Consider the following 11,902-nt stretch of genomic DNA (forward strand, 5'->3'; position numbering starts at 1 on the left):
CATCGCGAGCGTAAGCGAAGCAATCCAGAGGCGGCAGCGCTCGACGTCCTTCTGGATTGCTTCGCTGCGCTCGCAATGACGACAGCTCGAAATCAAGGGCCATTGCTAAGCGCGAAGGTTGAAGACAACCGAGAGATGACGCACGGGGGATGTCAGCAGCCGCTCGTGCCCGTGAATCGAATTGGCGTCGAATACCATCGTATCGCCGGGATGCAGTTCGACCAAAGTATCCGCATAACGGTATATCATCGAACCTTCCAGAATATACATGAACTCCAAGCCGGTGTGCTGGAAGCCGGGCGAGGGCGACGCTGTGTCGCTGATCGTAACCAGATAGGGCTCGGCATATTTTTCACCAGAGAGAAGATGGCCCAGAAGCTGATAATTGAACCCGGTCTTCGAGCCTCGGCGTTGCACGTCGATCCCCTTGCCGGCGCGCACCAGCGAGTAATCGGCATGCGTGTTGTGGCTGGCGAACAGCCGTGCCACCGGCACCTTCAGCACGCTCGAGAGTGCCAGCAAGGTCGCAAATGACGGGGTCGACTGGCCGCTCTCGATTTTCGAGAGCATTCCATTGGACAGGCCGGCCGCCTCGGCGAGTGCGTTGGCCGCCAGGTTGAGGCTCAAGCGCAGGCTGCGAATTTCCTTGCCGACCGCAAGGGCGAGCGCATCGGTTTCCTTCGCCTTCGCCGAAGCAACGCTGGATTGCGCATCGTCTTCATTCGCGTCGTCGGTCTTGGGCCGGATCATCATCGCAAGCGCGCCTCGCCGGACGCGTTTTGCCGCCGTGGGCTTCTTTTTGACTGTCGTCTGCGCCAAGAGAGTCGCCCCGTTTCGTGATGAAGCCGCAACGGCCCTGCGGTGTCTTCGAAGCATCGGACCGGCTCGTATCCGGCCCGGGATTCTAGCATCGCGAGCCACTATGGCCAACGCGGTGATCCCTGTCTTCATGGCGTGGAGATGGATTTAATCGTGCGGGAAGACCCACGCACCGAGGCTGTCCGGGCTCGCATGAAGGGATCGCAGAAAGGCGCGCATCATGAACCCTTCAATGGTGAGTGAGATGGGGTGTTTTCCTTAGATGAAAATATTTTCCACGTAATTGACCGGCCGGTTCCAATCGCTGAAAATTGCCCATTCGCTGGCTGAGTGCTGCTCGATGTCAGGAGCTTTCAATGCCGGTCACGATAAAAAGAGGGGACAATCTGAATGAAGAAATCCAGCTTCAGTGGGCTCTTTCTTGCGTCGGCGATGATTTTTTCCGCCGTCGTTACGACCACTAACCTGTCGGCACAGGAGAAGACCCTTAGGATTGCGACGGAAGGCACCTATGCGCCGTGGAGTTTCGTCGACAATGCCGGCCAATTGACCGGCTGGGACGTCGACATCGCAAACGCGCTTTGCAAGCAGATGCAGGCAAAGTGCACGATTCAGGCGCAGGAATGGGATGGCATCATCCCCGGCCTGAATGCGAGGAAATACGACCTGATCGTCGCCAGCATGGGCGTGACCGAGAAGCGCAAGCAGCAGGTCGCCTTCACCAAGAGATACAAGAATACCTCCAGCCAGTTCGCGGCCAAGAAGGGCACCCTGACGGACACCTCGCCTGCAGGGCTGGCCGGCAAGCGCATCGGCGTGCAGCGTGGTTCGATCCAGGACACCTTCCTGACCCAGACCTACGCGAAGTCGGAAATCGTCCGCTACGACAAGACCACCGATGTCGAGATGGATCTGCTGTCGGGCCGGGTCGACGCGCTGCTGGCCAACAAGGTCACGTCGATGCTCGGCTTCCTGAAGAAGTCCGAAGCGGCAGGTTTCGAACTTCTCGGCGAAGAATACAGCGGCGGCCTGCTCGGCGACGGCAATGCGATTGCCTTGCGCAAGGAAGACACGGAGCTGCTTGCCAAGGTCAATGCCGCGATCGATGCGATCATCGCGGACGGAACCTATGACAAGGTCACGGCGAAATACTTCACCTTCAAGCTGATGTGAAACGCCCCTGGAGGGTTGGCCTGCGGCGCCAACCCTCCCAGTCAGGATGACGCCATGATTTCCTTTGCAACGCTCGGTCCGGCCGGGACGAACCATGAGCTGGTGACGAAGCAATACATCGCGTTCAACCAGCTGGAAGACGCGCATATCGCCCTGGTCGACAATTTCGAAGTCGCGATCACGGGGCTTCGAGCGGGCCTCTATGATTTCGTGCTGCAATGCGCGGTCCATCCGGCGACGCCGGGGACGATGGGCGCCCATTTCAACGAAGTCTTCGCGATCGACACGTTCATCTCGCGCAGCAAGGATCTTGCCGTCCTGACCCGCAGGGAGGTCGAGACGCCGAAATCGATCGGCCTGCTCATGCCGGCGACCGAGAGCTATATCGACATCGACAAATGGGAAACCAGGGTGTCGGAACGGTCCCTTCCGATCATTTTCGAGAATCTGCTGGGCGGAAAATACGATTCCGCGCTCGTCTATCTCGAATACGCGGACCAGCATCCCGATCGGGTTCGGATCGATCAGATCATCGGCTCGCCCGACGATGTGTGGATCGTCTACGGCACGGAACGCACGTCCGGTGGCAGGCTTCAGGCATGGTATGACAGCCCGGGCGCTCAGTTCGTTCGCAACAAGGCGGCGATCAAGCTTAGGCCTCTCGAGCCCAAGACTTTGGCCAAGCCCAAGACTTCGGCCAAGCCCAGCCCTTTGGCGCGAGCGCGCACGTGACCCTCTTCTCCGGCTACACCTACCAGCTCTTCACTGGCGCGCTCGTTTCGCTCTCCGTCACGTTTTTCGCCCTGATCTTCGGCTCGGTTCTGGGCCTGGGGCTTGGCGCCGCGAAGATCTACGGTCCCCATCCTCTGCGCTACATCGCCGAAGCCTATACGGCAGTCGTCAGGGGCGTCCCCGACCTGATCGTCATATACCTGATCTATTTCGGCAGCACCGTTGCCCTGACCAAGCTGACCGGCGCTTATGTCGACGTCAACGGCTTCACGGCCGGCGTGTTCGCCCTTGGGCTCATCTTCGGCGCCTATGCCAGCGACATCATCCGAGCTGGCATCCAACAGGTGGCCCGAGGCCAGAAGGAAGCTGCCGACGCTCTCGGGCTTTCAAAGAGAATCGCGTTTTTCCACGTCATTCTCCCGCAGGCCTGGAGGTTTGCGCTTCCCGGGTTCAGCAACCTCACGATCATCCTTCTGAAACAGACGTCGCTGATCTCCGTCATCGGGCTGGAGGAGTTGCTTCGCGCCTCGGCGGTCGTGTCCGGATCCACCCGGGAACCGTTCTACGTCTATGCGATCGCCGCGTTCATGTACCTGGTCATGACGACGATCGCGACCGTCTTGCTTCGCTGGGCGCAGAGCCGAGCCAATCGCGGCTTCGCGTGAGGGCACCATGCTGGATGTCTCGATCATGGCCGACGTCCTTCCGCCGATGCTCAAAAGCCTGGGCATGACGGGAAAGCTGGCCATCCTGATTTTGATCGTCGGAATGCTCCTGGCCGTGCCGCTGGCCTTTGCCCGAAATGCGACGTCGACATGGCTGTCGCTGCCTGCAAACGGTTACATCCTGATCATCCGGGGCATACCCGCGCTGCTGCAGGTCTTTCTGGTCTATTACGGCCTCGCCCAGTTCGAGATCGTGCGCAGCTCCTTCCTCTGGCCCGTCTTCCGCGACCCGTTCTTCTGCGTGATCCTGGCGCTGGGTCTGAACTCGGCAGCCTACACCGCCGAAATCATCTCGGGGGCGCTGAGGTTGATCCCGAAGGGGCTCGTCGAGGCGGCGCACTCCATGGGGCTGTCATGGTTTCAAACGCAGTTCCTGGTCACCCTTCCGCTCGCCATGCGCGCCGCGCTCCCCGCTTACGAGAACGAGATCATCCTGACGGTGAAAGCGACCTCGCTGGCGAGCACGATCACGCTGCTCGATCTGACCGGCGTTGCGCGTCTGGAAGTGACGAACACCTACGCCCCCTACGAAGTGTTTCTGACCGCGGGCACCATCTATTTCTGCATCACGACAACGCTCTCATGGGCGCTGCGCAAGCTCGAACGGCGGCTGGCCATCGAGAATTTGAAGGCGGTGGATCCCGGTATCCTCGCGAAGGCAGCCGTGGCGGCTCACGGCTAATATGAAGCCCAAGATCCTGCTGATGGATGAACCCACATCGGCTTCGGATCCGGACATGGTCAAGGGGGTGCTGGGATGATGGGGATCGGCGGGCGGCAGATATGACGTCGCTTCGCTGCCGACAGTTGAATCACGACGCGCCAGCCGCCATGCCTTCCCCAGTCGCCATGCCAGCATCGGCCGTCATGTCCTGCCCCGCTGACGATACGAGCCAGGCCGCCATGCGCTCGGCCGTCCGGTCCCGGGGATCCCGCCACTGGGCGACCTGCGTGTTGGAGCAGGCATGCGCCTCGCCCAGCCCGGGCAGGCGCACCAGGCGTTGCTGACGCAAGGCATCGGCGACGAGCAGCGAACGCGCCAGAGCGACGCCGTTGCCATCCAGCGCTGCCTGGAGGGAGCTGCCGATATCACGGAAGCGCAACGCCTCAAGGCCGGGACCTTTCCGCAGCCAGGTCGTCCAGGACCATTCCCGCTCCGTCTCATCGCCTCGCCGTCCTTTCGCCAGCAGCGGCAGCGCCCGCCAATCCTGACCTGGGCCGATGGTCTCCAGCAGCCTCGGTGCGACGACCGGGAAGACGCTCTCGGACGGGAAAGGCAGCTCGCGGGCTTCTCCCATGGTGTCGACCTGCATCGTGTCAGCCTGCAGCCTGCCAGCCTGCGGCAGCCACAGCAGGGCAAGGTCGACCTCGGTGCGCGCGGCCTCGGCCGCCGTGTCCCAGGTACAAACCTCAATCGACAGATCTGGAAAGGCATTGCAGAGAGAGGGGAGGCGGGGCGACAGCCACCAAGCCAGCAGTGACGGGCTGAGGCCGAGCCGGAAGACCCGCGGCCCCCGCTGGTCGGCGATCCGGCGTCGCATACCCGCGATCGTGCCCAGCAGCGGAGCGAGCTCGCGCGCGAGCCGCAGGCCTGCCTCGGTCGCGCGCAGGCCGGGGTTGAGCCGTTCAAGCAGGGGGGCGCCGAAGAAGCTCTCCAACGCCCGTATCCGGTGACTGACGGCACTCTGCGTCAGGCCGAGCTCATCGGCGGCGAGCGTCATGCTGCCGAGCCGTAGCACAGCCTCGAACGTGAGCAGGCCCGCGAAAGGCGGCATCTGGGCTGAGATGGAACGCACACCGCATGAAACAGCTTCATGCCGTGCGGAGCAATGCTCATTTGCCGTGGGCTGGCCTGACACGTCATGCCGGAGCCATGCAGCACTTTCTGGAAGACGATGCCTGGAATGCCCGTAGCCGGCTGACCGCAGCCACGCTGGGCCTTGGAGCTTTCCTGGCGAATTTCGACGTGACCTCGGTCGTGGTCGTCATGCCGGCAATCGGGACGGATCTCGGCGTCCCCGTGGACGGCCTGGCCTGGATCGTCGATGCCTACAGCATAGCCTTTACCGCGACCTTGCTCGTGGCGGGCGCCCTGGCCGACCGCTTCGGCCGGCGGCGGACGCTCATCATCGGAAATGCCTGGTTCCTCCTAGCATCCCTTGCCTGTGGCCTTGCGTGGAACAGTCCGTTCTTCCTCATGGCCCGCGCGGCTCAGGGCGGCGGCGCGGCCTTTCTCGTGACCGGGGCTTTCGCCTTGATCGCGTCCGCGTTTCCGGCGCCGGGACCGCGGGCCCGCGCCTTCGGCATCGTCGGCGTCGTTTCCGGGGTCGCGATGGCGTTGGGGCCGAGCCTGGGCGGCGTGATCAGCTCCGAGCTGGGATGGCGATGGATCTTCCTGGCCAATCTGCCGTTCTGCGCCCTGATCGCGCTTGTGGTGCCGCGTATCGTGGCCGAGATGCGCGACGACACGGACAAGCCGCTGGACTGGCTTGGGGTCGTTATCCTGACCCTGGCGTTGGGGCTGGTGATCGATGCTATCCTGGAGGCCCGCCATTCGCTGATCCGCATGGCGATCGGGCTCGCGGCGGGTGCCGGGCTTGTCGCGTTGTTCACCGTCCGGCAACGGCGGCAGCCGCGGCCGATGCTCGATCCGGCCGTTTTCGCGAGCCGGCCGATGGCCGGCGTCGCCGCCTTGCTGCTGGCCGTCTCGGCGGGATATTGGGCCGTCCTCGTCTACCTGCCGCTTTTCCTGGGCAGCGCCTTCGGCTGGACGGCCAGGTCGGCCGGGTTGGGGCTGCTGGCCGCGACCCTCCCGATGCTCGTCATCCCGCCCTTTGGCGGTCGCCTCGCATCCCGGCTGGGCTGGCGGCGGCTGTTCGCGTCGGCGCTGACGCTGGTCGCGATTGGCGGATGCGCGCTGGCCGTAGCGGCGCTCACGGAAGCTAGGGTGCCGGCGGTCGCATGGGCCTTCGCCGGGATGATGCTGATCGGCATAGGGGCGGCGCTGTCGCATCCGCAATTGTCCGGGGCCGTGATGGCGCTCGCGCCGGCGGAGGCCAGCGGCATGGCATCGGCCGTCACCGTCATCGCGAGACAGGCCGGTTTTGCGATGGGCGTCGCCGCGCTTGGCGCGCTTGCGCCGTTCGACCTTGCCGCTGCCGGCTTCGTCTGGCCCTTCGGCTTTGCCGCTGTCGCGTCGGCGTGCGGCGTGCTGGCTTGCCTGCTGCTCCCGGCTTCATTGAACCGAAGGCACCGGGCTGGAGCCTGATGTGGCATGGCGTCGGGTCCATGTCCGTTTGGGATCGGCCGATGGAGGTGATCAGCGCCGCACAGGAATGACGGCAGGATCCGGTGCAATCGGTCCAGCCCCGCTGGATGCGGGTGCAGCCACGGCGGCGCTCGATGCGTCCTGATCTGGCAGCCCCCAGCCCTTGACCAGGCTGTAGATCGCCGGGATCACGATCAACGTCAGCAGGGTCGAGGAGACCATGCCGCCGATCATCGGGACGGCGATGCGCTGCATGATCTCGGAGCCGGTTCCCGTGCTCCAGAGGATCGGAATCAAGCCCGCCATGATGGCCACCACGGTCATCATCTTCGGCCGCACCCGCTCGACCGCGCCCAGCATGATCGCCTTATCGAGATCGGCGCGCATGAACGCATGAGCAGCGGCTTGCCGTCTCGCCCGGACCTCGTTCAGGGCCTGGTCGAGATACATCAGCATGACGACGCCGGTTTCGGCGGCGACCCCGGACAGGGCGATGAACCCCACCACGACCGCAACCGACATGTTGAAGCCGAGCCACCACATCAGCCACAGCCCGCCGACAAGCGCGAAGGGCAAGGACAGCATGACGATCAGGGTTTCGGTCAGCCGCCGGAAATTCAGATAGAGCAGCAGGAAGATGATCAGCAGCGTCACGGGGACGACGATCTTCAGCTTCTCCGTGGCGCGCTCCAGGTATTCGAACTGCCCGCTCCACTGCACATAGGTGCCTGGCGGAAAGCGAACGCCGTCGGTCACGGCCTTCTGCGCATCGGCGATGTAGCCGCCGAGATCTCGGTCGTGCATGTCCACGAAGATGTAGAGGGCGAGCTGCCCGTTCTCGGTCCGGATCGAGGTCGGGCCGCGCGCGAGCTGGACCTTGGCGACTTCGCCGAGCGGCACCGTGCCGCCGCCCGGCATCGAGATCAGCACGTCGCGCGCAATGGCCTGCGGGTCGCTGCGCAGGTCGCGTGGGTAGCGGACATTGACGGTGTAGCGCTCCCGGCCCTCTATGGTCGTCGTGACCGCGTCGCCGCCGAGCGCCATCGAGATCGTGTCCTGCAGGTTTCCCACCATCAGCCCGTAGCGGGCGAGCGCGTCCCGGTCCGGCACGATGTCGAGATAGTAGCCGCCGATGACGCGCTCGGCATAGGCGCTGGACGTGCCGGGAACGTTGTGCATCACGGCTTCGATCTCGCGCGCGGTCTTTTCCATCTCGGCGAGGTCTCGGCCGAGCACCTTGATGCCGACCGGCGTGCGGATGCCGGTGGCGAGCATGTCGGTGCGGGCCTTGATCGGCATGGTCCAGGCGTTCGAGACGCCGGGGAACTGCAGGGCCTTGTCCATCTCCGCGGTGAGGCTCTCGGTCGTGACCCCCGGCCGCCACTGACCCTTGGGCTTGAGGTTGACGACCGTCTCGAACATCTCGCTCGGCGCGGGATCGGTCGAGGTGTCGGCCCGCCCGGCCTTGCCATAGACCGACGCGACCTCGGGGAAACCCTTGATGATGCGGTCCTGCGTCTGCAGCAATTGGGCCGCCGACGTCACCGAAATCCCCGGCAGCGTCGTCGGCATGAACAGCAGCGTGCCCTCATTCAATGCCGGCATGAACTCGGTGCCGAGCTTCCCGAGCGGCCAGGCGCTGGCCCCCAGCACCACGAGCGCCAGCACGATCGTCAGCGCCTTGGCCTTGAGCACGCCGCGGATCAGCGGCCGGTAGACCCAGATCAGCGCGCGGTTGATCGGGTTCTTGTGTTCCGGGATGATCTTGCCGCGCACGAACAGGATCATCAGCGCCGGCACCAGCGTGATCGACAGGATGGCGGCGGCGGCCATCGCGAACGTCTTGGTGAAGGCAAGCGGGCCGAACAGGCGGCCCTCCTGCGATTCGAGCGTGAAGATCGGCATGAACGATACGGTGATGACGAGCAGGCTGAAGAACAGCGATGGCCCCACTTCGCGCGCAGCTTCGATCAGCACCTCGGCCCGGGACCTGCCGGGCGCGGCGCGCTCCAGATGTTTGTGGGCGTTCTCGATCATCACGATCGCGCCGTCGATCATGGCGCCAATCGCGATCGCGATGCCGCCGAGGCTCATGATGTTGGCGCCCAGGCCCAGCAGGCGCATCGCGCCGAAGGCCATCAGGATGCCGACGGGCAGCATCAGGATGGCGACGAGCGCGCTGCGGGTATGCAGCAGGAACACGATGCAGACGAGCGCGACGATGATGCTCTCCTCGATCAACGTGTGCTTCAGCGTCTCGATGGCGGAGTTGATCAGCTCGGAGCGGTCATAGACCGGCACGATCTTCGTGCCCTCCGGCAGGCTCGGCATCAGGGTGGCGATGCGCTGCTTGACGCTGTCGATGACATCGAGCGCATTGGAGCCGGAGCGTTGCAGGGCGATGCCGCTAGCGACCTCGCCTTCGCCATTGAGTTCGGTGATGCCGCGCCGCTCGTCCGGCCCCAGCTCGACGCGCGCCAAGTCCCGGAGCAGCACCGGCGTGCCGTTATCTGTCTTCAGCACGATCTTGCCGATGTCGTCGATCCCACGCAGGTAGCCCTTGCCGCGCACGATGAATTCGAACCCGGACAGCTCGATCGTGCGTCCGCCGACATCGGTATTGCTGGCGCGAATGACCTCGCGCACCTTATCGAGCGCGATGCCGAGATCGCGCATCCGCTGTGGATCGACGATGACGTTGTACTGCTTGACGAAGCCGCCGACGCTGGCGATCTCCGCCACGCCTTCGGCCTTGGCGAGGCCATAGCGCAGCGCGTAATCCTGCGTGGTGCGCGTCTCCGCCAGGCTCTGGTTCTGCGCCGTGACGGCATATTGATAGACCCAGCCGACGCCGGTCGCATCGGGGCCGAGCGTCGGCGTGACGCCGCTCGGCAGGCGCTTGGCCGCGGCGTTCAGGTATTCGAGCACGCGCGAGCGCGCCCAGTAGATGTCGGTGCCGTCCTCGAAGATGATGTAGACGAAGGAGACGCCGAAGAACGAGAATCCGCGCACCGCCTTCGACTTCGGCACGGTCAGCATTGCGGTCGTCAAGGGATAGGTGACCTGGTCCTCGACCACCTGCGGGGCCTGGCCGGGGTTTTCGGTGTAGACGATGACCTGCGTGTCGGAGAGGTCCGGGATCGCGTCGAGCGGCAGGTGGCTCAGCGCGTAGAGCCCACCGGCGACCGCGAACAGGGTTGCGATCAGCACAAGCATGACGTTGCGGGCCGACCAGGTGATGAGGGATGCGATCATTTTGCCTCTCCCGCGGCGGTCAGGCCCTGCAAGGCGGCTTTGAGGTTGCTTTCGGCATCGATCAGGAAATTGGCTGCGATGACGACCTGGTCGCCCTCCGCTACGCCGTCCCGGACCTCGACGAAGTCAGCATTGCGCTGGCCGAGCTTGACCGGGCGCGGCTCGAAGCGGCCTTCGCCTTTGTCGATGATCACGACCTGGCGCGTGCCACTATCGATGACGGCGCTCATGGGAACGGTGATCACCGGCGCTTGGGCGCCGGTGGCGATCTCGGCGTCGACATACATGTCGGGACGAAGGATGCCCTCGGGATTGGCGAGCTCGACGCGCACGCGCGTGGTCCGCGTCTGCCGATTGACCTGCGGATAGACGACGGCGACCTGGCCGGTGAAGCTCCGGCCGACGAAGCCGCGGGCGTGGACCGTCACGGCCTGGCCGAGCTCTATCATCGGCAAGTCGCGCTCATTGACGTCGACGAGCGCCCAGACCGTCGATACGTCAGCGAGCCGGAACAGGACGTCGCCGGGCGCTGCCTTCATGCCATCGACGACATTGCGCTCGGTGACGACACCATCGCGCGGCGCCGTCCAGACGATCGAGGTCGTGACTTTCCGGCTGCGCTCGATCTCGGCGATCACCTCAGCGGGAACGTTGAGGTTTTCGAGACGCTGCCGCGCGCCCTGCACCCCGAGGCTGGACAGATATTGCGCGGATGCGGCTGCGATCTCGGGAGAATAGAATCGCAGCAAAGGTTGCCCTTTGCGGACCTGGTCACCCGTCGTGACGTTCTCGACATGGTCGATGAAAGCGTCAGAGCGCGTCGTCACGACTGTGATACGCCGTTCGTCGAGCTGGATCGTGCCGGAGGCCCGCACGGGCAGCGACAGGACGCGCCGCTCGGCCGGCTCGGAGCGGACGCCCGTGCGCTGCAGCTTGCCGGGGCTGACCTTGACGCTGTTTCCATCGTCGTTATCGCCCGCATAGACCGGGAGGTAGTCCATCCCCATCCCGTCCTTCTTCGGCACGAGCGAGGTATCGGGCAGCCCCATCGGGTTGCGGTAATAGAGCAGCTTGCGCTCAGCTTTCGCCTCAGTGGCCCGGACCGGCGGCGCGGCCGGCTCGTCGAAGCTGACATCCTCGCTGGCGCGGACGGCCCGGTACGCCCTGCCATCCACCGTTCGGCGCGGCTCTGCCGCATAGAGCGGCTTCCCGTCGGGATCCCGGTAGTAGATCACCGCGCCCGTTCCGGCAGGCTCTCCAGCCGCGCGCGTGCCTTCGCCCCCGCGCCATTCGCTGGGGCCAGGCACCGGAAGACCCCGGTGCCCCGCCCAATAGCCCGCGCCCCCCGCCGTCATGACGACGGTGAGGGCGAGGCCCGTGAGGGCGATGCGGTTCATGGCACGGCCTTGAGGGTCAGCTTGTTTTCGAGCGTGCCGGTCTCGCCCTGGATCTTGGCACCGAGCGAAAGGCGCCAGCCTCCCGCCATCGTCAGATCGGCCTTGAAGCGGTAGGTGCCGGGTTCCGTCGAGGCCGAGGTCTCGATCGGCGCCGCCATCATCGCCATGCCGTCCGGCTCCATGTCGAGGCGCTTGGCGATGATCACCGCATCGGGCACCGGCTTGCCCGAGCGCCTGTCGATGAGCTGCACGGTGACGATGACGCCGTTGCCCTGCTTCAGTTCGCTTTGAGTCAGGCGAAACTCATAGTCCTTGATGTCGGCTCGTGCCGAAGGCGCACTGAGCACCAAGGTCGCAAGCGAAAGCACGGCGGCGAGCGCGCGCGTTGTGGTGAAAGAGGTCATGATCTTTGAATCCCGAATGGGTCAGGCTGCCGCGCTTGTGCACGGCCAGGCCTGCGCACGGCCATTTCGCGTGGCGAAAGCCACGGCTCAGGCGACTGCGCCGGATCACCCGCGCAGCCGGAGCCGGCG

At 64.6% G+C, this 11,902-nt stretch carries 10 protein-coding genes; 5 read left to right on the top strand and 5 right to left on the bottom strand.

Annotated elements, in window-relative coordinates; translation table 11 throughout:
* Nucleotides 1-105: 105 nt before the first annotated feature.
* Nucleotides 106-819 (bottom strand): helix-turn-helix domain-containing protein, encoded by a 714-nt coding sequence (locus BMZ97_RS23570; RefSeq protein ID WP_175525698.1) that lies wholly within the window; start codon nucleotides 817-819, stop codon nucleotides 106-108.
* 390 nt (nucleotides 820-1,209) lie between these two features.
* Between BMZ97_RS23570 and BMZ97_RS23575 the strand changes: the two genes are divergently transcribed.
* The 4 genes from BMZ97_RS23575 to BMZ97_RS23590 are packed head-to-tail and all read left to right on the top strand — an operon-like array spanning nucleotide 1,210 to nucleotide 4,131.
* On the top strand, nucleotides 1,210-1,992 hold the full coding sequence (locus BMZ97_RS23575) for a transporter substrate-binding domain-containing protein (RefSeq protein WP_210188319.1): 783 nt from the start codon (nucleotides 1,210-1,212) through the stop codon (nucleotides 1,990-1,992).
* A 54-nt stretch (nucleotides 1,993-2,046) separates the two neighbouring features.
* On the top strand, nucleotides 2,047-2,724 hold the full coding sequence (locus BMZ97_RS23580; RefSeq protein ID WP_092175546.1) for a hypothetical protein: 678 nt from the start codon (nucleotides 2,047-2,049) through the stop codon (nucleotides 2,722-2,724).
* Complete coding sequence (locus BMZ97_RS23585) at nucleotides 2,721-3,389, top strand: ABC transporter permease (protein WP_092175548.1); 669 nt, start codon at nucleotides 2,721-2,723, stop codon at nucleotides 3,387-3,389. The genes BMZ97_RS23580 and BMZ97_RS23585 overlap by 4 nt, the downstream gene beginning before the upstream one ends.
* 7 nt (nucleotides 3,390-3,396) lie before the next feature.
* Complete coding sequence (locus BMZ97_RS23590) at nucleotides 3,397-4,131, top strand: ABC transporter permease (RefSeq protein ID WP_092175551.1); 735 nt, start codon at nucleotides 3,397-3,399, stop codon at nucleotides 4,129-4,131.
* A 130-nt stretch (nucleotides 4,132-4,261) separates the two neighbouring features.
* Here the strand turns inward: BMZ97_RS23590 and BMZ97_RS23595 are convergent, their stop codons facing one another.
* Nucleotides 4,262-5,224, bottom strand: a complete 963-nt coding sequence (locus BMZ97_RS23595; protein ID WP_139221302.1) for a LysR family transcriptional regulator — start codon at nucleotides 5,222-5,224, stop codon at nucleotides 4,262-4,264.
* Nucleotides 5,225-5,322: 98 nt separating this feature from the next.
* On the opposite strand from BMZ97_RS23595, the gene BMZ97_RS23600 reads away from it, so the two are divergent.
* Nucleotides 5,323-6,717, top strand: a complete 1,395-nt coding sequence (locus BMZ97_RS23600) for an MFS transporter (protein ID WP_092175556.1) — start codon at nucleotides 5,323-5,325, stop codon at nucleotides 6,715-6,717.
* 51 nt (nucleotides 6,718-6,768) lie between these two features.
* Here BMZ97_RS23600 and BMZ97_RS23605 read toward each other — a convergent pair whose 3' ends face one another.
* Genes BMZ97_RS23605 through BMZ97_RS23615 form a run of 3 tightly spaced genes read right to left on the bottom strand, consistent with a single transcriptional unit; the run spans nucleotide 6,769 to nucleotide 11,773 of the window.
* A complete protein-coding gene (locus tag BMZ97_RS23605) occupies nucleotides 6,769-9,972 on the bottom strand; it encodes an efflux RND transporter permease subunit (protein ID WP_092175559.1) in 3,204 nt (1,067 codons plus the stop codon).
* Nucleotides 9,969-11,369 (bottom strand): efflux RND transporter periplasmic adaptor subunit, encoded by a 1,401-nt coding sequence (locus BMZ97_RS23610; RefSeq protein ID WP_092175561.1) that lies wholly within the window; start codon nucleotides 11,367-11,369, stop codon nucleotides 9,969-9,971. The genes BMZ97_RS23605 and BMZ97_RS23610 overlap by 4 nt, the downstream gene beginning before the upstream one ends.
* On the bottom strand, nucleotides 11,366-11,773 hold the full coding sequence (locus BMZ97_RS23615) for a FixH family protein (RefSeq protein ID WP_092175564.1): 408 nt from the start codon (nucleotides 11,771-11,773) through the stop codon (nucleotides 11,366-11,368). The genes BMZ97_RS23610 and BMZ97_RS23615 overlap by 4 nt, the downstream gene beginning before the upstream one ends.
* Nucleotides 11,774-11,902 lie beyond the last annotated feature (129 nt).

Source organism: Allobosea sp. OK403 (assembly GCF_900113835.1).
Lineage (GTDB): Bacteria > Pseudomonadota > Alphaproteobacteria > Rhizobiales > Beijerinckiaceae > Allobosea.

What these genes read in the sequence shown, in the direction of transcription:
- BMZ97_RS23580 (WP_092175546.1), top strand. Translation starts at nt 2,047, where the DNA reads ATGATTTCCTTTGCAACGCTCGGTCCGGCCGGGACGAACCATGAGCTG.
- BMZ97_RS23600 (WP_092175556.1), top strand. Translation starts at nt 5,323, where the DNA reads ATGCAGCACTTTCTGGAAGACGATGCCTGGAATGCCCGTAGCCGGCTG.
- BMZ97_RS23595 (WP_139221302.1), bottom strand. Translation starts at nt 5,224, where the DNA reads ATGCCGCCTTTCGCGGGCCTGCTCACGTTCGAGGCTGTGCTACGGCTC.
- BMZ97_RS23610 (WP_092175561.1), bottom strand. Translation starts at nt 11,369, where the DNA reads ATGAACCGCATCGCCCTCACGGGCCTCGCCCTCACCGTCGTCATGACG.
- BMZ97_RS23605 (WP_092175559.1), bottom strand. Translation starts at nt 9,972, where the DNA reads ATGATCGCATCCCTCATCACCTGGTCGGCCCGCAACGTCATGCTTGTG.
- BMZ97_RS23615 (WP_092175564.1), bottom strand. Translation starts at nt 11,773, where the DNA reads ATGACCTCTTTCACCACAACGCGCGCGCTCGCCGCCGTGCTTTCGCTT.
- BMZ97_RS23575 (WP_210188319.1), top strand. Translation starts at nt 1,210, where the DNA reads ATGAAGAAATCCAGCTTCAGTGGGCTCTTTCTTGCGTCGGCGATGATT.
- BMZ97_RS23590 (WP_092175551.1), top strand. Translation starts at nt 3,397, where the DNA reads ATGCTGGATGTCTCGATCATGGCCGACGTCCTTCCGCCGATGCTCAAA.